The organism is Bdellovibrio sp. BIS2, assembly GCF_055398295.1.
Genome location: NZ_AP035879.1, coordinates 1448085 through 1466790, shown reverse-complemented (window position 1 = coordinate 1466790; position 18706 = coordinate 1448085). Strand labels below are relative to the sequence as shown.

Below are 18706 nucleotides of genomic sequence, written 5' to 3'. Positions count from 1 at the left end.
TTGTCAGTTCCGGGCAAATTCAATACAAAAGACGTCTCACTGCGGGTGTGGTGAAATGGTAGACACAGGAGACTCAAAATCTCCCGCGAAAGCATGGGGGTTCAAGTCCCTCCACCCGCACCAATCTTTCCCCTTTAAATTCTTCGAACACATCCTCGCTCTTTCTTTTTGGTTCTGGCTTCGCACTTTACACCTAAAAAAGTCTGGATATTCTCAAAAATATTCTCCTTGGCTGCGGGAATAGGTTTCGAGTTCTAATTGGCATCCTACAACATTCTCTATTGCCAGATGCCGCCTGTTCATTACCTCATTTTGCCACCCCACAACCCACATCCCCCAAGAGGGGCATTTTTAAACAAATTGCGGTCGCTTTAATTTAAACACGCTATCCTTTATTCATGAAACTTGCTGATTGGTTTCGCAGTAAAGCCGCCCGCTTCTTCCTGTCGGAGTCTGAAAAGACTTTGCTGGATCGGTTTGAAATCAGCGAACAACGGACGCAGACCATCCTGGATTCAGCCTACAACGCCTTTATTGGCATGGACAGCCAGGGGCTGATTACCGACTGGAACCGTCAGGCGGAAAAAACCTTCGGCTGGAAACGCACTGAAGCCCTGGGAAAAGAACTTTCTGAAATCGTCATTCCGCACAAGTACCGCGCAGCACACAAAAAAGGCCTGGCGCACTATATTGCCACGGGGGAAGGGCCGGTCTTGAACAAGCGGATGGAAATCACCGCTCTTCATCGTGACGGCCACGAAATCCCGGTCGAGATGACCATCTTTCCGTTTGAATACAACGGCAAGCATCTGTTTGGCTCTTTTCTGCACGACATCTCGGAGCGCAAAGCTTCTGAAGCCAAGGTCCGCACGTTGTATCAGGATCTGGAGCAGCGGGTGCAGGAACGCACTCAGGAACTGGCACTGGCCAACAAACAATTAAAAGAAGAGGCCGCCAGCAGACAGCGATTGTATGAACAGGCGCAAACCGCGAACCGCCTGAAAGACGAATTTCTGGCCACCGTCTCGCATGAACTGCGCACTCCTTTAAATGTCATTCTTGGGCACAGTGATATTCTGAAAGACCCCGCAACAACACCGGAAGAAGCTCAAGCCTCTATCAACGCCATTCATCGCAATGCCCAGATTCAAGTGCAGATCATCAGTGACCTGCTGGATGTTTCACGTATTATTTCCGGCAAGCTGCAACTGCACGTGAAGCCCATTGAAATCGAATCCGTGGTGGAAGCCGCTTATGAAAGTGTACAGATTGCAGCAAAGTCAAAAAACATCAAGGTGCGCGTGGAAGGCCCGGAGCGGATCAAAGCTGTCGGCGGCGATCCTGAACGCCTGCAACAGGTCCTGTGGAATTTGCTTTCCAATGCCATCAAGTTCACTCCCAAGGGTGGCAACATCACCGTAAGACTGTCCAACGTTGAGTCCCGGGTGCAGATAGATATCATCGACAACGGCAAAGGCATTGATCCGGATTTTCTTCCCTATGTTTTTGAGCGCTTCCGTCAGGAGGACGCCACCACCACCCGCCGCTATGGCGGGCTGGGACTGGGACTTGCCATTGTCCGGCACATCGTCGAGGGACACGGCGGGACTGTTTCAGCGAGCAGCGCCGGTCCCAATCAGGGAGCCAAGTTCACGGTGACGTTGCCGGTGCTGGCCGCGCAGTTGCACGAAGGATTTACAACCAGCCACTTTGGTTACGAGAACTTTGTGGAAACAAATCCCGAACACCCAAAAACTCTGGATGAAGTTCGCATCATGATCGTCGATGATGATGCCGACACCAGAAATCTTTTAAGTATTGTGTTGAAAAAAGCCGGAGCGAACGTCGTGACGGCGGACTCAGCCCAAAAAGCATTCGATCTGTATCAGGTTTTCAATCCCCAGATTCTGCTCAGTGATATCAGCATGCCTGATGTGGACGGATACAGCCTGCTTAAGATGATTCGCACTTTACCCAACACGGAAAATCTGTGGGCCGTGGCCCTGACTGCACACGCCCGTCCTGAAGAACATGAACGCGCTCTGGCTGCGGGCTTTCATGTGCACATCGCAAAGCCGGTTCAGACTTCCGACCTTATCAATACCATCTCGGACCTGCTCACCTCTGGTGACAAGAATTCTTCATTACAAGATCGCACATTGTAATGTTCAATTTAGTCCGCACTTTCTTGCTTTCATGGGATTAAATACTTCATTGTAATTATTCAATTCATCTCTTTTGACTTAGAGTTTCTGCTTCATTTTTGCAAAGAGGTAGAAATTCATGAGCGTAAAAATTCCGACCACTCCCATCCCCTGCCAAAATTTTGTCAGCGGAAAATTCCAAAAAGGTTCCGGCCCGGCGATGGAGGTTGTCAGTCCTTATAATGGACAAATCATCGGTGGCCTTCATGCCTCCACCGCCAAAGACATCGATCTGGCTGTCCAGGAAGCTCATGCGGCCCAAAAAACCTGGGCCGATGTGCCTTTGAAAGAACGCACCAAAGTCATGTTCAACTTCCGTCACATCCTGATGCGCGATCTGGATGAAATTGCCCACTTAAAAAGTTCAGAATCTGGAAAAACCTTTGCTGAAGGCAAAGCCGGCCTGATGAAGGGCATCGAAGTTCTGGAGTACGCCCTGTCCCTGCAAAACATGGATCTGGGCGGAAAAATGGAAGTCTCGCGCGGAGTCAGTTGTGAATTCCGCCGCGAACCTTTGGGAGTCATCGCAAATATCACGCCCTTCAACTTCCCGGCAATGGTTCCCATGTGGACGATCCCTATCGCTCTGACTTTGGGAAATGCCTATATCTGGAAACCTTCTGAAAAGACGCCGTTGACATCGATGAAAATCGCCGCGGCCCTTCAGGAAGCCGGGCTGCCGGATGGATTGTTCCAGGTTCTGCACGGAGGCAAAGACACCGTTGAATCGATCATTGATCATCCTCAGGTCAAAGCCGTGGGCTTTGTGGGTTCCACCAAAGTGGCCCAGCAAGTTTATCAGCGTGGCACTGCTTTGGGAAAACGGGTCCTGGCATTGGGGGGCGCTAAAAACCATATCGTCCTTTTGCCGGACGCAAATCCTGAACTGACCGGAGCTGGCATCAGTGATTCGTTCACTGGCTGTGCCGGTCAGCGCTGCATGGCTGCGGCGGTGGTTTTGGCCGTCGGTGACGTCGATCATCATATTCAAAAAATCATTCAGCGCGCCCAGTCCCTGGTTCTTGGAAAAGACATGGGGGCCATCATCACGAAATCGCAAGTGCAATTTTTGAAAGACGCCATCACCCGCGCCGAAAAAGAAGGCGCCAAAATTTTACTGGATGGTCGAAACACTCCGGCGCCAGCGGGCCTGGATCACGGTCACTGGATAGGTCCCACCATCATGGACAATGTCGCACCGAACAGCGAAGCCGCGACGTTGGAGTTCTTCGGTCCGGTTCTAAGCATCATCCGCTGCCGCGACATCACTCACGCCATGCAAATTGAAAACAGCAATCCCTATGGCAACGCCTGCTCGGTGTTCACTTCCAGTGGCAGCCTGGCTGAAAAAGTCATTCGTCAGGCCTCCACGGGCATGGTCGGCGTGAACGTCGGAGTTCCGGTGCCGCGCGAGCCGTTTTCTTTCGGCGGCGTGAATGCTTCCAAGTTTGGTCATGGCGACATCACCGGCGAGCAGTCCCTGGATTTCTGGTCCAACACCAAAAAAGTAACAATGAAATGGGAAAAACAAGACGACAGCAACTGGATGTCTTAAAAAAGGATTTATAAGATGAAAAGATCAGCCCACGTTATTCTGACCTCTCACTCAAGCCAGGTGTTCAAGGACAGCCTGCCGATTCACTGGGGTGTCAAAAATCCCATGCAGCGCGGTCCGGTCATTGGTTCTTTAACCGATGTAAAACAAAGAAATGCCATCGGGACTCACAGCGGATCCTATGCTGTCTATCGTGCGCTTTCCATTGCCCAAGGGTCTTATTCCACCACCCACAAACCCGATCTGCACAACACCGACAGTCCGGTGCGCATGGGGCCGTTCCCGTCCTGGTCAGACCCGGACAAAATCGTGTCCATCGATCCCTGGGGCTTGGATATTCCAATTCACTTCAAAGATCTTTATGAAGCGGGCTATGACATCCGCCCTACGATCGCAGTGACCCAGGCGCATCTGCAAATTCCTGAAATCCATCAGGCCATCGATGCAGGTCGCCTGAAAGTTGACGGAAAAATCATTTTGGAAAGCAAAGACATCAAAGTCACCAAGGTGGCTTTTGAACCCGTGTGGTACCTGCCCGGCATTGCCAAACGTCTGAATGTCGACGAAGGCGATTTGCGCAAGATCCTGTTCCAGGAAACCGGCGGTATGTTCCCGGAACTGGTGACCCGCCCTGATTTGAAGGTGATGTTACCACCTATTGGCAGCACCACCGTTTACATTTTCGGAAACCCGCAGGATCTGTCGAACGAAAAAGTCGAGCTGACTTGCCGGGTGCATGACGAATGCAATGGCTCGGACGTGTTTGGTTCAGACATCTGCACCTGCCGACCTTATCTGATCTACGGCATTGAAGATGCCGCACGCACCGCCCAGCGCGGTGGCGTGGGATTGATCGCCTACTATCGCAAAGAGGGCCGGGCCTTGGGTGAAGTCACCAAGTTCCTGGTTTACAATGCCCGAAAACGTCAGGTGGGAGGCGATTCCGCATCGACTTACTTCCACCGCACGGAGTGTGTGGCCGGGGTCGAAGATGCCAGATTCCAGGAACTGATGCCGGACATTTTGCATTTCTTTGGCATCACCAAAATCCACAACCTGCACTCGATGAGCAACATGAAATACAACGCCATCGTCAAAAGCGGCATCGAAGTCGTGAACCGCATTTCTATCCCTGCGGAACTGATCCCAGCCGATGCGCAGGTTGAAATCGAAGCAAAAAAAGCCGCCGGCTATTTCAATCCGGGCGAAACCAAAACCGCCAAGGAACTGGAAACAGTTCTGGGGAGACCCATCGATGAATAACTCACACACCTACTCTGCCCAGGATCTGGATTTTCTGCTGTCGCCTTCGGCCATCCGCCAAAGTGCGGAAAAAATTCTGGAACTGACCAAATCCGGTCAGACGCATTTCCACTATCATGATGATCAGTTCGAACCGGTGGTGGACTATGTGATCGAAGTCATCCGCCAAAATTATCCGGCCCTGGAAATTCCATTTCACTCGCGCTGGGGGCACTTCCGCGCCGGGGGCATTGATCGCGTAAAAATCCTGCAGGAGCAGATTCAAAAATTTGACTCTTTGGAAAAAGCCCGCATCAAGCTGGATCTGGTGATCACTTCCGTGCTGCTGGATGCCGGCGCCGGAAATGTCTGGTCTTTCCACGAACAGAGCACCCAAAAGGATTTTGCCCGCTCTGAAGGCCTGGGCGTCGCGAGCTTTTATCTTTTCATGGAAGGCGCGCTTTCTGATGACGCCGACAAGCCTTTGCAGGCCACCGCAAAGGGTTTGCAACACCTGACCGTTCAAAAGCTTTCCGAGGTCTTCCAGGTGAGTGCCCAAAATCCTTTGGTGGGAGTCGAGGGTCGACTGTCCCTGCTTCGCAATCTGGGTAAAACCATCAGCGAGAAAAAGGACCTGTTCCCGGGAGGCCGTCCCGGCAGTCTGGTGGACTATCTGCATTTACGGTATGGAAAAAAAATCACCGGACCGCAGTTGCTGCGCGCGGTACTTGATGGCCTGGGTGAAATCTGGCCCGGTCGCGTGAAAGTCGCGGGTGTCAATCTGGGGGATATCTGGAACTATTCCAAAGTTCCCGGAGGCCTTGCAGCCTTCCACAAGTTGTCCCAGTGGATGACCTATTCTTTGATTGAGCCCCTGTTGGAAGCAGGCTTTGAAGTCATCGAGGTCGAAAAACTGACCGGCCTCGCGGAATATCGCAACGGCGGCCTGCTGCTGGATCGCGGTCTGATTTCTTTAAAAGACCCGGGCCTGGCCGAAAAAAGCCATCGTCCGGATTCAGAACTGATCATCGAATGGCGCGGTTTGACCGTGTCTTTGCTGGATCGAATCGGCCAGCAGGTTCAAAGCAAGCTGAATAAATCCCCGTCTGAATTCCCGCTGGCCAAAGTTCTGGAAGGCGGCACCTGGTGGGCGGGTCGCAAGGCCGCAAAAGCCCTGCGTGCAGACAGTTCTCCGCCGCTGAAAATTGAAAGCGACGGCACGGTTTTCTAAGGTTTATTTATTAAGGAGAATTTTGTGAATTCAAAAGTCAAAGTCATCGACCATCCCCTGCTTCGTCACAAGCTGGGTTACCTGCGCGACAAGAACACGTACTCTCAGGACTTCCGCGAAATCGTCAAAGAAATCTCGAAGGTTCTGGTGTACGAGGCCATGCGCGACTGGCAGCACATGGAAAAGATCGCCATTGAAACCCCGATCGCCAAAACAGAAGCCCAGCGCATTGTGCGTGCACCCGTAGTGGTCTCCATCATGCGCGCAGGAAATGGCATGCTGGATGGCGCCCTGTCCATGCTGCCTTTTGCAAGCACCGGGTTCATCGGCATTTATCGTGACAAGTTCATTCAAAACACCGTGGAATACTATTTCAAAATGCCTCAGGACATCAAAGGCAAGGACGTGCTTTTGTGCGATCCATTGATCGCCACGGCCGACACGATGATTGCCGCCATTGACCGCCTGAAAAACTATGGCGTAGGTCAGATCAAGGTCATCAGCATTCTGACCAGCCAGACTGGTCTGGACAAAGTTCACCACTATCACCCGGATGTAGAAGTCTATACCGTTAACATTGAACATGAGATGAACGAAATGGGCTATCTGGTACCGGGCCTCGGTGATGCCGGAGACCGTCTGTTCCAAACCAAGTAGGTGTTATGAGTCGTCCCCATATTATCGGAGTCGCTGGCGGCAGCGGCTCGGGCAAAACATACTTCGCCAAAGAACTGCAAAAGATGCTGGGATCTGAAAACTGCAGCATCCTTTATCAGGACAACTACTATATTGACCAGTCTGCACGTTTTGATGGTGATGGGGGCTCGGTGAACTTTGATCATCCCCAGGCTTTGGATTTCACCCTGCTGGCTCGGGGGCTTCAGACCCTTAAAATGGGCCAGCCTCTGCATGTCCCGATATATGACTTTGTCACCCATTCCCGCAAAAGCGAAACCCTGCTGGAACGGCCCAAACGGGTCATCATTGTGGATGGCATTTTAATTCTGCATTCGCAGGAAGTGCGGGCCGAACTGGACGAAGCCGTCTTTTTTGACACGCCAGAGGACCTGCGTTTTCAGCGTCGTCTGCACCGCGACGTCCATGAGCGCGGCCGCACCCCCGAAGGCGTGAAAAAGCAATTTGAACTTCAGGTCCGCCCTATGCATGACGAGTTTGTAGAGCCATCCAAAAGACACGCCCAAACTATTGTGACAGACTGCGGGGATTATCACGCAGTACTTTCAAGGATTTCACAACGTCTGCAAAACACCCTGCCCGTGCGTTAATTGCCGGGCTTTCGTTCATTCAGCTTTCACTTAAAGCGAACGCGGCATTTTGAGATAGACCCTGAGTGCGGACAGGTGTAGACATTTCACCATGGCACACTCTTCATCATTTACGTCGTTCTCTCGCCTTTTTTCCTACACCAAGAAACACCGTCGTGACTTCTATTTGGGAAGTCTGTTTTCTTTCCTGAATAAAGCTTTCGACATCGCACCGGAAATTTTAATCGGTATCGCGATTGATGTCGTCGCCAACCAGGAAAAATCCTTCCTGGCCAAATGGGGTGTGGAAGACCCGGGACATCAGTTGATTCTTCTTTCGGTTCTGACTTTGCTGATCTGGATGTGCGAATCCCTGTTTGAATATCTGTTGCTGCTAAAATGGCGCGGCCTTGCCCAGTCCCTGCAGCACGAATTCCGCACGGAAGCCTATGATCATCTGCAAAGACTGGACATGTCCTTCTTTGAAGATCGCAGCACCGGCGGTCTGGTTTCAATCCTGAACGATGACATCAATCAACTGGAGCGCTTCCTCAACGGCGGCATGAACAGTCTGATTCAGGTCTTTACGTCTGTGGTTTTGATCGGGGCTGTGTTCTTTGTACTGGCACCAAGCATTGCCATCTTCGCCTTCCTGCCGATTCCGGTGATTTTGTGGGGCGCCTTCTATTTCCAGAAACGCGCGGCCCCCCTGTATTTGGATGTCCGTGAAAAAGCGGGTCAGATTGGATCTCGTCTGGCGAACAACATTTCCGGCATGGCGACCATTCGCAGCTTTACCTCAGAGTTGTTGGAATCCCAAAAAGTTGCCAATGACAGTATGACTTATCTTCAGTCCAACAAAGAAGCGATCAAGGTTTCTTCGGCGTTCAATCCGCTGATTCGTATGGCCGTTTTGATGGGCTTTATTGCCACCTTCGTTATGGGCGGACAGATGGCTCTGCGCGGGGATCTGAACGTGGGGTTCTATGGAGTGCTGGTGTTCCTGACCCAGCGTCTGCTATGGCCGCTGACAGGCCTTGCCGACACTGTGGATTTGTTTGAACGTGCGATGGCTTCCGCGGACCGTGTTTTGGATCTGATCAAAACCCCGGTGAATCTTGAATCAAGCAAGTCCCCTCGTGAATTTGATCACAGCAAAGGCATCGAGTTTTCACATCTTGATTTCGCCTATAGCAACGGCGTTCCTGTACTAAAAGACGTGAACATACAGGTGCCAGCAGGAAAAACCGTGGCGATTGTGGGTCCGACAGGATCCGGCAAATCCACAGTCACAAAGCTGCTCTTGGGGTTCTATAAGCCGTCAGCAGGGAAAATCCTTTTCGGCGGTCAAAACACCGCCGACTGTGATCCGAAAGATCTGCGCTCCCAGCTCGGCCTGGTCAGCCAGGATGTGTTCCTGTTCCATGGAACCATTTATGACAACATCGCCTATGGCAGCCCGGGGGCCTCGCGAGAAGCCGTTCTTGCCGCTGCCCAAAAAGCCCACGCTATGGAGTTTATTGAAAAGCTTCCGGAAGGTCTGGATACCGTGATTGGCGAGCGCGGGCAAAAACTGTCCGGCGGTCAGCGCCAGCGTATTTCCATTGCCCGTGTGATCTTGAAAAATCCGCCAGTTCTGATTTTGGATGAAGCCACTTCGGCCGTGGACAATGAAACTGAGGCGGTTATTCAGGCTTCGCTGGCAGAGGCCACAAAGGGACGAACGACCATCGTGATCGCGCACCGCCTGTCCACCGTCACTCAGGCTGACAATATCTATGTTGTCGCCCAGGGTGGCGTGGTGGAAAGCGGCACTCATCAGGAGCTCTTGCAAAGCCGCAAAATGTACTTCCAGCTTTGGAATGCCCCCCTTTAAGTGCAGCCCCGGATCAGAAAAAGAATCAGCAGAATGGGAACCGGGATGCCGATCAGCCACAGGAAGATCCATCCCAGTTTACCGCGCTGATTTTGCAGGGGCTTTTTAAAGTCAGAGTTCATACCGCACCTCAGGCGCCGGCCACAATCTGTCGCGCAAATCCGGTCCGGTGACAGCCGGGCCCAGATCCTTTGGAATTTCCATGGAAACGGTGTCTCTCAATGGTCCACTGAACATACCGCGCAAGCGACCCAAAAACTGCGGTGCTGCGATCAGCACGACTTCGTCAAATGAATTGGCATGACGGGCTTCTTCCAGATACTCGGAAACCCTTTTGGCAAACATCTGCGACACACGGTCTGTTGGTGACTGGGCTTTTTCTTTGGTGCCCCCGTGACCGGCCACACCTGGAGAAAATCCGGGTTTATCAGCGTTGATGTCCTGGGATTTCAGGCGTCCCCGGGGATTTTCAAGTTTCTCGATGAACTTCACATCCCCTTTATGTCCTTTACCGTCACTTTCAAAAACTTTTGCTTCAACTCGATTGACGACTACAATCCATGTTTTCATGACTGTCCTCTTTTCTTGGAAGTTGAGGATTCTCCTTTCACTATAACGGCTGCAACCGCTACGCCACAAGCTGACCCCTCACACTGGACTGTCACAAGACACTTTGAGTTCACCCGCAAAAAATCGGATTATAGAGAGATTCCCCACCCGTCTCAGGAGTTCCCCATGCTAGAAAAACTCACCCACGATGATTTATTGATGCTGACCTCTGTGAATGAAGGTCCGTGTATTTCGATTTACATCCCGGGCATGCCTGATAAGACTCTGCTTTTAGAGTACGAGACCCTGGTACGACGAGCGGCTCATTTGTTGTCGTTGGATGCAAAAAATGGTGAAAAGAAAGACCTGCTGGATTCACTGTATTCTTTCAATCCGGCAGAACATCTGCAGCGCTCTGATTTTGGTATGGCCATCTTTGTGAACAAACACTGGAAGGGTTTCTACATGGCAGCTCACACGGTCCCGTCCAAAGTGGTGGTGGCCGAAAGCTTTCACCTGAAACCGCTGCTGGAGGACCTGCAAGGTGAAAGCAGCTATCACATCCTGACGCTGACTCCGCAAGAGGCGGTGCTGCTTCACTGTGACGGCGGCAGTGGCACGGAAATTCACAACTTCCTGTTTCATCAGGGACAGCACAGCAACAGCATTCACTGGAAACATCTGGATGAAACCGAAACGTCCCAGATCCCACATCTGAAAAGTCATATGCGCGGGCGCGGCCTGGACGACAATCAGTGCAAAAAGAAATCCGGCGTAAAATTATTTCTGCGATGGATTGAAGCCAAGATCAGCCGAGAGCCGGGATACAAACAAGTTCCGCTGTTTGTATTTGCCGGCGAAAATCTGTTTCACACCTATAAAGAAGTCACCCTGCACCCCAGTGCGGTGTTCTTTAAAATGGACCCTTCCAAGACCACCCCCCGCATGGAATCCCTGATCCATCAGGCGCAGGTGCATGTCAAAAAGGAACTGGCCCAGCAGCGCAATCTGTCCGCCTATGAGCTGGAAAAGATGAATCATCAAAAGAAGGTCATCGATGATCTGGTGAAGATCAGCCGGGCCGCCATCAATGGCAACGTGCGCACGCTGTTCTTACAAAACAACAGCGAAATCTGGGGCGAATTGCACCGCAAGAGCGGCCAGATCACCTTCCACGAAAAACAAACCAATGCCAAGGATGACGACATTCTGGATGATATCGCCTGCGAGGTGATCCGCCACGGCGGCGAGGTCGTGGTGCTGTCCAAAGAGGATATGCCCAGCAGATCCCCGGCCGCAGCTATTTTAAATTCTTAAAGATCAGGCCCTGGCCCAACGAGGCCTGGGCTGTTTCGACTTTTTCAATTTTCAGCGCCTTCATGTAACCCAGTACCAGCGCCAGATTGGAAACATCTGAAATACGGTATTCACTTTGAATTTCTGAATCCTTTAACTGAGAACGCACTTTCAGGGTTTCTTCCAGCGCACTTTGTGTGAACTCAGATCCTCCCGCCTGCACCTGTTTTTGTACGGACATCGAGATCACGCCCCCCACACCGACCCAGCGGGCCGTCGGCGCCTTGGCTTTGAAATACGCCGGCACATTCAGATACGCATGATTCTTGGCCAACTGCAAAGCAGCCTCGCGCTGCCGGGCAAAAGGATTCGGCGAAGATTCTTTTTTAGGGTCCTTAAACTGCAGCACCTGCAGAATCTGGTTTTTAAAGGTGACCGACGCCAGATTCCCTTCAAAGATATGCACCTTTCCTTTTTCCCGGGAATACATCTGCATGGAACCCCCGCCAATATCCCAGACAATCAGATTGTCGGTGTTGGTGATGCCTCGTTGCGCCAGTGCCGACCAGTAACCCAGTTCCGCTTCCTGTTCCTGGCTGATGACCTCAATGGGGATATCAAGTTTTTTTGAAATGCCCTTGGCCACCGCCTGCCCGTTTTTCGCCACCCGAAAAACAGAGGTCGCCACCGCGTTGATGCGTTTGACGTTGTAGGTTTTCACTTTTTGCAGCAGCAGTTCAATGCGCGGAGTGTATTCCTGAACCGTGGCATCCGGTATTTCCCTGGCCGGAGATTTTTCCAGTGCTTCGTTGAAAGCCAGAGGCAAACGTTCCTCGAACAACACATTCACGATTTTCTTTTCACAGGTGTCAACCGTGGCCACATAGGCTTTGGTGGTGCCGGATCCCAGATCCAGCGCCGCGCGATTTTCATGACAGGGATTCGCATACGCGATTGCGGAAAAGACAGAAACAAGTACGAAGGTTTTAATCATGCCGTCATGCTAACGCAAAGACCGGGTGCGGGGCAAGTTTCCAGTCCAGCGGGGACTATTTGCCTCTAAAAATAAGTGTACTGCTGTCTCGTTGAAGCTGAGGCTGGCACCAATGCTGCTACCGTCTTACTTTGAGTTGCATTGCTCGTACTATTAACCATGAGAAAAGGAGAAATGCCATGGAAGCTACTACAGGCGAATTCAGAAAGAAAATGGGCGACATCAAAGAAAACGTGGCTCAGGAGCTTGAAAAAAGCGCATGGAGCGACCGCTATCATGCCGTTGAATCAAAAGTGAAAGAAGGAGTCGAGGCTTCCGAGGACCTTGTGAAAGCCCATCCTTTCTATGCCATCCTCGGAGCCGCCGCAGTAGGCTTTGTGGCCGGAGCCCTTATCAACCGTAAACACTAATCGGAAAGGCCCCGCAAGGGGCCTTTTGTTCAGCCAGGAGAATGCTATGAAGTGGTTAGGATTTATACTTCCTTTCATCATGGGTTTGGGTGGAAAAGGCAGCCATAGACCTCGTCGCAGTCTGAAGGACAGCGCCCTGGAAATTTATGACGCCATCACCATCCGCAGTCGGACGGCGGTCTTTTTGTCAATGACCGGCCTTGGGGCCATCGCCTTTGTCTGTGGCGGCGTCTTTATGTTCATCACTGAAGCCACCAGTCAGTACGACACGACCGGCTACGTGTTCTGGAATTCAACCTTGATCACAAGTCTGTGCCTGACCGCTGCGGCTGTCGGCGGATTAAGCTATGTCTACTTCTTTGCCTGGCCCGGTGTGCGCGCCGCGGATCGACGCCGTGAAGCCGCAGAGACCGAATTCAAACGTCAGCAAGAGCTTCATGCCGGTTCACTGGAAGCCGCTCTGTCGGCCCTGGTGATGGACTTTGTTCGCGAACGTGAACTTCGCCGTGCCCAGCGCACCAGCAGTCCGTCTCCGGCCCCGGAATCCAGCACCGAAGGCGAACTGCACCGCGCCCGCGCCGAAGCCGAACGCCCTTCCGCAAATCTTCATTGAAGAGGCGCGTGAGTTTTCCGGTACAGCGTTTTTCGGTCTATTCCCAGATCGCGGGAGCTTTTTTCACGGGCTCCCCGGTTCGTTTTCAAAACATATTCGATGTAAGCTTTGTTCAATTCATCCAGGGACAGAAAACGCCCCTGGGTCTGATGGAGCTTTTCGAAAATCTGATCCAGACTGCACTCCCGGACCTGAAGATCATCCTGCAGAACTTTCAGCGAGATGGTGCCGGCCGGGCTTAAGACCACGGCCCGCTCAATCGTGTTTTCAAGTTCCCGCACATTTCCCATCCACGGACGGGTCAGCAAAAAATCTTCGACGTCCCGGCCCCATTTCTTTTCGGGCATCTGATAACGCCGCGTGAACTTATCCAGGAAATAGTGAGCCAGGGGCAAAATGTCCTCGACGCGCTCACGCAGTGGCGGAATCTTTATCGACACCACTTTCAGGCGAAAATACAGATCCTCGCGAAAGCGTTTGTCCTGCACATCGCCTTCCAGGTCGTTGTGAGTGGCCGCCACGATACGCAGATTCAACGGGCGATAATGGTTTTCCCCGACTCTTTTGACTTTCTTTTCCTGCAGCACACGCAGAAGCTTCGCCTGCAGATGCAGATCCAAGTCCCCGATTTCGTCCAAAAACAAAGTGCCGCCGTCTGCTTCCTCAAACAACCCCTGACGGGCGTTCATCGCGCCGGTGAAAGCGCCGCGCGCATAACCAAAAAGCTCCGACTCCAAAAGAGGTTCCGGAATGGCGGAACAGTTGATCGGCACAAAGGTTTTCCGCTGTCTTGCACTCTGATCATGAATAAGCCGGGCAATAACCTCCTTGCCCGTGCCACTTTCCCCGGTGATCAGAACATTGGCAGAACTGGCCGCCACCAGACGCGCCAGATCCAGCACCTCCAAAAAACGGGGGCTTTTTGCGATGATGCGCGAATCCGCCGTCACAAAACACCTCGGTGGTCCTGGCGGGGCTCGTGCCATTCACACCAGTTTTGTTCCGGCACGATGCGCCCTTCCTCGATGAACTCAAGCACTTCGACCATGGCTTTGCCCACTCCCGCGGCCGAGGCGGGATTTTGACCGGTCACCAGGCGACCACTCTTCACGACGTGCCCGGCAAACTTCGGGGAGGATGTGTGATGTGCGCCCCGCTCCTGCAAACGTGTCTGCAGTAAAAATGGCACCGACTTCTCCATGCCGACGAATTCTTCCTCTTCATTGGTGAAACTGGAAATCTCGTGGCCCTTCACCAGATACTGCCCGTCAGACAGACGCACGTTCACCAGCGCCGCAGGCCCGTGGCAAACGGCTCCGACCACTCCATTGTTTTCATAAATTTCCGCTGTCAGTTTTTGCAACTGCAGATTTTCGGGAAAATCAAACATCGTCCCGTGCCCCCCGGCAAAAAAAATCGCGCAGTAGTCACGACTGGAAACCTGCCAGGGTTTTATCGTGCCTTCCACCTTGGAAAGAAACTCTTCATCATTCATCCAGGTGGCATTCAGAGGATCGTCCATCTTCACACCGTCCAGGGGCACTTTGCCTCCCAGGGGACTGATCATATCCACGTCATATCCCGCACGCACAAATTCATCATAGGGATGGGTTATTTCAGAAAGATAAGCGCCCGTGTGATGGCCGGTGTCGCCAAGCTGATCGGTGCTGGTCAGAACAAAAAGCACTTTGTGGCTTTTCATGGCCGTTCCTCCTTCGCAATACACCTATCTTCTCAAAGCGGGCTTGCGAACTCAAAGCTATGCCGGCACAAATGCAAATCAACAGTCATTCACCGAAAAAGGTTTTCAGCACTTCCACTGGTTGCAAGCCCAGCAACACTTCACCATCATCCCGGACCAATGTGGGTACAGAGCCTGTGCCCAGATGCTGCCATTCTCTTTGCCAGCGGTCGGCTTCGGATGCGGCGGCACTGTCGACCCTCACAGAATCAAACTGAAACTGATGAGCCACAGATCTGATAACACTTTCATCGGAGATGTCTTCGCCGTTCACCCAAAATTCCCGGGCCAGAGTGTGTCTGAAAACCATTCCCAGCAACGGATCCTGCCGGGAGGCTGCGATGGAATACTGAATGGCCTTCAATGTATTGGGCTTTCCAATCGGAAACGCAATGTCGATTTCCGGCATCAGTTCCTTCACCGTCACAACTTCCCGCTCGATACTTTGAGAAAACCCCAGATTCGCCATTTGCATCGGAACCGGCAATTCGGGAGCATGCTGCACACCCCGCCACTGGATAAAACCGGCCAAGTGCTGCGCCACCAGCCGTTCTTCAAGGGCGTAACAAAACGGACAATTGAAATCACTGTACAGAATCGCTTTATGTCTCACGCCGGGCCTCCCGCCCAAGTCTAGATCAGTGGACTGTGACGTCAAGTCCACCCAAAAGCTTCAAAGGTCCCTGCCTTGACGACGTTTATTTTGACAAGACCGCCAACAATAACTATTTCTAGTCCCGATAAAACACAGAAAAATCGAAAAAGGACCTTCGTGGAGTTGCTGTACAAAGATGAACACTTTATTGCCGTGAACAAACCATCGGGTTTTCACGTGCATCCCCACGAAAATGTCCAACACCGTGTTTCCCGTGACAAGATCTGCCTTTACCATGCCCGTCGTATGATGAAACAGCACGTGTATCCGGTTCACCGTCTGGATGCGGGAACCAGCGGGGTGCTGCTGTTTGCTCTTTCTTCTGAGTCCGCCAGCAAGCTGTGCCGTTTATTCACCGAACGCGCCACCCATAAGACCTATCAGGCCGTGGTGCGTGGCTATGTGAAGGAAGAAGGCGACGTGCAATTGCCCTTGGAACTTGATTCCACCGGGGACCTGGTGGATGCTCATACCAGCTTTAAACGCCTGGCGACCGTGGAGTTCCCGGTGGCCGTCGGTAAAAAGTTTCCCACGGCCCGCTATTCCTGGGTGGAGGTCACCCCACACACCGGTCGATACCACCAGATCCGCCGTCACTTCAACCGCATCTCCCACCCATTGCTGGGGGACGCCGTTCACGGGGATTCCCACCACAACCGTTTCTTCAGAAACCACTTGGAAATCGAGGGGTTGTGCCTAAAAGCCCTGCGCCTGGAGTTCACCCACCCATGGAGTGGCGAAAAAGTCTCTATCGAGGCCCCGCACTGCGAGAAATGGAAGAAAATTCAACTTCTGTTTGATCCTGCACTTCCGCCAGAGAGCAAGCTGAAATCCCTTTGACGTTACCTGGGGACGGGCGTAAATACAGACCCCGTTTTCAGAGGTAAATCATGTCCAAAGCGCAAGCGCTTAACAAGTTGTTGATCGTAGTCGGTCTGCTGTTCATTTTGCTCGTTTCCATGCAGTCCCACGGCCAGACTTTGCATCACAAACTGAATGTCGAGCTTTATCCGGGCCTGAAAATGATCAAGGCCCAGGACACCCTGACTTTTCCAAAGGACTCTCCCCGCAAAATCAGCTTTCTGCTGCACAAGGATCTGCAAGTCTCTGTGACCAGCAGTGATGATTCCGTTGTTCTGCTGCACCCGGCGACACAAAAAGAACCCTATGCCGAATACGGTCTGACGTTGGGGAACATCGACAACAAGGTCAGCGTGCAGTACTTCGGGGTGATCTTTGATCCGGTTCTGAATGACAACAGCAACGGTTTGATTGCTCCGGAAGGTGCCACCCTGTTTGGCAGCACCTATTGGTATCCGTTCTTCCTGGGATCCCAGAACAGCTTTGAAGTCACCGTGCAAACGCCGGGGGACTGGATGTCTTTGGTGCAAGGGCAAATTGCCAGCACCGTGGTGGAAGGCTCGATCCGCACGTCCCGCTTTGTCGAGATCTATCCGCAGGAGGAAATCTATCTCGTAGCGGGTCCATTCAAAAGTTATCAGGTGGATACTCCGTCCGGGAAAAAGGTGCAGGTTCTTCTGCGCCGGGATGATCCTGCCTTGGCCCAAAGTTTTTTGACTCTGGTGCCTGAGTACATCAAGCACTATTCACAGATCATTGCCCCGTATCCGTATTCGTCTTTCAGTGTGGTGGAAAACTTCTGGGAGACCGGTTACGGCATGCCGAGCTTCACCCTGTTGGGGCCGACGGTCCTGCGCCTGCCATTTATTTTGAACTCGTCCCTGCCGCACGAAGTGCTGCACAACTGGTGGGGCAACAGTGTCTATGTGGACTATGAAAAAGGCAACTGGTGCGAAGGTTTGACCACCTATATGGCCGATTACTGGCAGCAGGAAAAGGCCGGCAGTGAACGTACCTATCGTATGAACACCCTGTTGAACTATATGGACTTTGTTGCGAGCAGTCCGGAAAAGGACTTCCCGCTTCGTCAGTTCCGCGGCCGTCATAACTCCAGTTCGCAAGCCGTGGGTTATGGCAAGTCGATGATGCTGTTCCATATGCTGGAGTTCCGCTTTGGCAAAGAGACCTTCAACAAGGCCCTGCAGGATTTCTATACCCGCAATTTATTCAAAAAAGCGTCCTTCACGGAAATCCAAAACAGCTTTGAAGCTGTGACCAACCAGAATCTGGAAACGTTCTTCAGCCAGTGGCTGGATCGCAAAGGGGCGCCGGAAATTGAACTGGGTGATGTGCGTATCATGAAGTGGCATGATGGCTCGACCAGCACCACCTATGTGCTCAGCCAAAAGCAGGCCGAGCTGTATGATCTGAACATTCCCGTGATCTGGACACTGGAATCCGGCGCAGAAATCCGCCAGATGGCGCGCCTTTCTGACAAGTCCCAGTTTTATTCTTTGACCTCTCCGTCCCGGCCGGTGAAGGTTTCCGTGGACCCTGACTTCCGCTTGTTCCGCCGTCTTTACACGGAAGAACGCCCGGCGACTTTGTCCAGCGTGCTGGGCGCCTCTGAGATTCACTATTATTTTGACCCGGCAGATGTCACGGCCAAGCAGTTCGTCGAAGTGTGGTCACAGAAAACAGAAGGCAGCGACGTTCTGCACTTCAGTGAGGAACCATTGGATGTTCCGGCACAAGGGGCCATGGTCTTTGTCGGTGATCAGCAAAACTTCGTGAATTTCATGAAGACCCAGTTGGCAGAACAAAACCTGCAAATCACGACCGATACCATGACCATTGAAGGCCAGAAATATTCCCTGAATGAAGTCAGCACGGTACTGGTAGCGCGCCTGAAAAACCATGCACAGCAAACTGTGGTGTGGGTGCGCTGGAGTCCTGATAATAATGCTGCCGAGTGGGCGTCCCGCCTGACCCACTATGGCACCTTTGGTGTGTTGGTCTTTAAAGGCCGTCCCGTAATCCACAAGTCCACCTGGCCAGTTCTTGCAAGTCCTCTGCAGCGCGCGCTCTAGACTGCCGCCCTTTCGGCAGTCGCCAGGCCCCCGGCAGCTCGACCTGCCGGATTCCCGGCACAGAGTGCACCAAGTCTTTTAAATTGGATCTGAACAGCCTTCAGCCCCGGCACACTCGGTGCTT

18 protein-coding genes and 1 tRNA gene are annotated in these 18706 nt (G+C 52.4%); 13 read left to right on the top strand and 6 right to left on the bottom strand.

What is annotated here, in order from left to right:
• Positions 1 to 41 precede the first annotated feature (41 nt).
• The 8 genes from ACZ520_RS07065 (at position 42) to ACZ520_RS07030 (ending at position 9373) form a co-directional block, all read left to right on the top strand.
• Positions 42 to 123 (top strand) — tRNA-Leu (locus ACZ520_RS07065).
• A gap of 275 nt (positions 124 to 398) precedes the next feature.
• On the top strand, positions 399 to 2165 hold the full coding sequence (locus tag ACZ520_RS07060; RefSeq protein ID WP_464127832.1) for an ATP-binding protein: 1767 nt from the start codon (positions 399 to 401) through the stop codon (positions 2163 to 2165).
• 118 nt (positions 2166 to 2283) lie between these two features.
• Positions 2284 to 3759 (top strand): CoA-acylating methylmalonate-semialdehyde dehydrogenase, encoded by a 1476-nt coding sequence (locus tag ACZ520_RS07055; RefSeq protein WP_374032611.1) that lies wholly within the window; start codon positions 2284 to 2286, stop codon positions 3757 to 3759.
• A gap of 15 nt (positions 3760 to 3774) precedes the next feature.
• Positions 3775 to 5022 carry a GTP cyclohydrolase II gene (locus tag ACZ520_RS07050; RefSeq protein ID WP_088565569.1) on the top strand — a complete coding sequence of 416 codons (1248 nt, stop codon included), beginning with the start codon at positions 3775 to 3777 and terminating at the stop codon, positions 5020 to 5022.
• Positions 5015 to 6232, top strand: a complete 1218-nt coding sequence (locus tag ACZ520_RS07045) for a URC4/urg3 family protein (protein WP_464127831.1) — start codon at positions 5015 to 5017, stop codon at positions 6230 to 6232. The genes ACZ520_RS07050 and ACZ520_RS07045 overlap by 8 nt, the downstream gene beginning before the upstream one ends.
• Before the next feature lie 24 nt (positions 6233 to 6256).
• Positions 6257 to 6889, top strand: coding sequence for a uracil phosphoribosyltransferase (gene upp, locus ACZ520_RS07040; RefSeq protein ID WP_088565571.1), 633 nt, complete (start codon positions 6257 to 6259; stop codon positions 6887 to 6889).
• 5 nt (positions 6890 to 6894) lie between these two features.
• Positions 6895 to 7518, top strand: coding sequence for a uridine kinase (udk, locus tag ACZ520_RS07035; RefSeq protein ID WP_088565572.1), 624 nt, complete (start codon positions 6895 to 6897; stop codon positions 7516 to 7518).
• A 91-nt stretch (positions 7519 to 7609) separates the two neighbouring features.
• Positions 7610 to 9373, top strand: a complete 1764-nt coding sequence (locus ACZ520_RS07030; protein ID WP_464127830.1) for an ABC transporter ATP-binding protein — start codon at positions 7610 to 7612, stop codon at positions 9371 to 9373.
• Here ACZ520_RS07030 and ACZ520_RS07025 read toward each other — a convergent pair.
• On the bottom strand, positions 9370 to 9495 hold the full coding sequence (locus ACZ520_RS07025) for a hypothetical protein (protein ID WP_269768113.1): 126 nt from the start codon (positions 9493 to 9495) through the stop codon (positions 9370 to 9372). The genes ACZ520_RS07030 and ACZ520_RS07025 overlap by 4 nt on opposite strands.
• The gene (locus tag ACZ520_RS07020) at positions 9485 to 9943 is read right to left on the bottom strand and encodes a host attachment protein (protein WP_088565574.1); all 459 of its coding nucleotides are present in this window, start codon (positions 9941 to 9943) and stop codon (positions 9485 to 9487) included. The genes ACZ520_RS07025 and ACZ520_RS07020 overlap by 11 nt, the downstream gene beginning before the upstream one ends.
• 165 nt (positions 9944 to 10108) lie before the next feature.
• Between ACZ520_RS07020 and ACZ520_RS07015 the strand changes: the two genes are divergently transcribed.
• The gene (locus tag ACZ520_RS07015; protein ID WP_374032606.1) at positions 10109 to 11239 is read left to right on the top strand and encodes a baeRF3 domain-containing protein; all 1131 of its coding nucleotides are present in this window, start codon (positions 10109 to 10111) and stop codon (positions 11237 to 11239) included.
• On the opposite strand, the gene ACZ520_RS07010 is transcribed toward ACZ520_RS07015, so the two are convergent.
• Positions 11223 to 12212 carry a Ppx/GppA phosphatase family protein gene (locus ACZ520_RS07010; protein ID WP_464127829.1) on the bottom strand — a complete coding sequence of 330 codons (990 nt, stop codon included), beginning with the start codon at positions 12210 to 12212 and terminating at the stop codon, positions 11223 to 11225. The genes ACZ520_RS07015 and ACZ520_RS07010 overlap by 17 nt on opposite strands.
• Positions 12213 to 12391: 179 nt before the next feature.
• Between ACZ520_RS07010 and ACZ520_RS07005 the strand changes: the two genes are divergently transcribed.
• Both ACZ520_RS07005 and ACZ520_RS07000 read left to right on the top strand, forming a co-directional pair.
• Positions 12392 to 12622, top strand: coding sequence for a glycine zipper domain-containing protein (locus ACZ520_RS07005; RefSeq protein WP_088565577.1), 231 nt, complete (start codon positions 12392 to 12394; stop codon positions 12620 to 12622).
• Between the two features lie 46 nt (positions 12623 to 12668).
• Positions 12669 to 13235 (top strand): hypothetical protein, encoded by a 567-nt coding sequence (locus tag ACZ520_RS07000; protein WP_374032604.1) that lies wholly within the window; start codon positions 12669 to 12671, stop codon positions 13233 to 13235.
• On the opposite strand, the gene ACZ520_RS06995 is transcribed toward ACZ520_RS07000, so the two are convergent.
• From ACZ520_RS06995 to ACZ520_RS06985, 3 genes are all read right to left on the bottom strand, one after another.
• Complete coding sequence (locus tag ACZ520_RS06995) at positions 13229 to 14185, bottom strand: sigma-54 interaction domain-containing protein (protein ID WP_088565579.1); 957 nt, start codon at positions 14183 to 14185, stop codon at positions 13229 to 13231. The two genes, ACZ520_RS07000 and ACZ520_RS06995, sit on opposite strands and share 7 nt — an antisense overlap.
• Positions 14182 to 14937, bottom strand: coding sequence for a type 1 glutamine amidotransferase domain-containing protein (locus ACZ520_RS06990; protein WP_088565580.1), 756 nt, complete (start codon positions 14935 to 14937; stop codon positions 14182 to 14184). Before ACZ520_RS06990 ends, ACZ520_RS06995 begins: the two co-directional genes overlap by 4 nt.
• A gap of 85 nt (positions 14938 to 15022) precedes the next feature.
• Positions 15023 to 15589 carry a DsbA family oxidoreductase gene (locus ACZ520_RS06985; RefSeq protein WP_088565581.1) on the bottom strand — a complete coding sequence of 189 codons (567 nt, stop codon included), beginning with the start codon at positions 15587 to 15589 and terminating at the stop codon, positions 15023 to 15025.
• 159 nt (positions 15590 to 15748) lie between these two features.
• On the opposite strand from ACZ520_RS06985, the gene ACZ520_RS06980 reads away from it, so the two are divergent.
• A complete protein-coding gene (locus tag ACZ520_RS06980; RefSeq protein WP_088565582.1) occupies positions 15749 to 16471 on the top strand; it encodes a pseudouridine synthase in 723 nt (240 codons plus the stop codon).
• 50 nt (positions 16472 to 16521) lie between these two features.
• Complete coding sequence (locus ACZ520_RS06975) at positions 16522 to 18582, top strand: M1 family metallopeptidase (RefSeq protein WP_464127828.1); 2061 nt, start codon at positions 16522 to 16524, stop codon at positions 18580 to 18582.
• Positions 18583 to 18706 lie beyond the last annotated feature (124 nt).

What these genes read in the sequence shown, in the direction of transcription:
- ACZ520_RS07000 (WP_374032604.1), top strand. Translation starts at nt 12,669, where the DNA reads ATGAAGTGGTTAGGATTTATACTTCCTTTCATCATGGGTTTGGGTGGA.
- ACZ520_RS06990 (WP_088565580.1), bottom strand. Translation starts at nt 14,937, where the DNA reads ATGAAAAGCCACAAAGTGCTTTTTGTTCTGACCAGCACCGATCAGCTT.
- ACZ520_RS07050 (WP_088565569.1), top strand. Translation starts at nt 3,775, where the DNA reads ATGAAAAGATCAGCCCACGTTATTCTGACCTCTCACTCAAGCCAGGTG.
- udk (WP_088565572.1), top strand. Translation starts at nt 6,895, where the DNA reads ATGAGTCGTCCCCATATTATCGGAGTCGCTGGCGGCAGCGGCTCGGGC.
- ACZ520_RS07030 (WP_464127830.1), top strand. Translation starts at nt 7,610, where the DNA reads ATGGCACACTCTTCATCATTTACGTCGTTCTCTCGCCTTTTTTCCTAC.
- ACZ520_RS07005 (WP_088565577.1), top strand. Translation starts at nt 12,392, where the DNA reads ATGGAAGCTACTACAGGCGAATTCAGAAAGAAAATGGGCGACATCAAA.
- ACZ520_RS07010 (WP_464127829.1), bottom strand. Translation starts at nt 12,212, where the DNA reads ATGATTAAAACCTTCGTACTTGTTTCTGTCTTTTCCGCAATCGCGTAT.
- ACZ520_RS07060 (WP_464127832.1), top strand. Translation starts at nt 399, where the DNA reads ATGAAACTTGCTGATTGGTTTCGCAGTAAAGCCGCCCGCTTCTTCCTG.
- ACZ520_RS07055 (WP_374032611.1), top strand. Translation starts at nt 2,284, where the DNA reads ATGAGCGTAAAAATTCCGACCACTCCCATCCCCTGCCAAAATTTTGTC.
- ACZ520_RS07025 (WP_269768113.1), bottom strand. Translation starts at nt 9,495, where the DNA reads ATGAACTCTGACTTTAAAAAGCCCCTGCAAAATCAGCGCGGTAAACTG.
- ACZ520_RS06975 (WP_464127828.1), top strand. Translation starts at nt 16,522, where the DNA reads ATGTCCAAAGCGCAAGCGCTTAACAAGTTGTTGATCGTAGTCGGTCTG.
- ACZ520_RS07020 (WP_088565574.1), bottom strand. Translation starts at nt 9,943, where the DNA reads ATGAAAACATGGATTGTAGTCGTCAATCGAGTTGAAGCAAAAGTTTTT.
- ACZ520_RS07015 (WP_374032606.1), top strand. Translation starts at nt 10,109, where the DNA reads ATGCTAGAAAAACTCACCCACGATGATTTATTGATGCTGACCTCTGTG.
- ACZ520_RS07045 (WP_464127831.1), top strand. Translation starts at nt 5,015, where the DNA reads ATGAATAACTCACACACCTACTCTGCCCAGGATCTGGATTTTCTGCTG.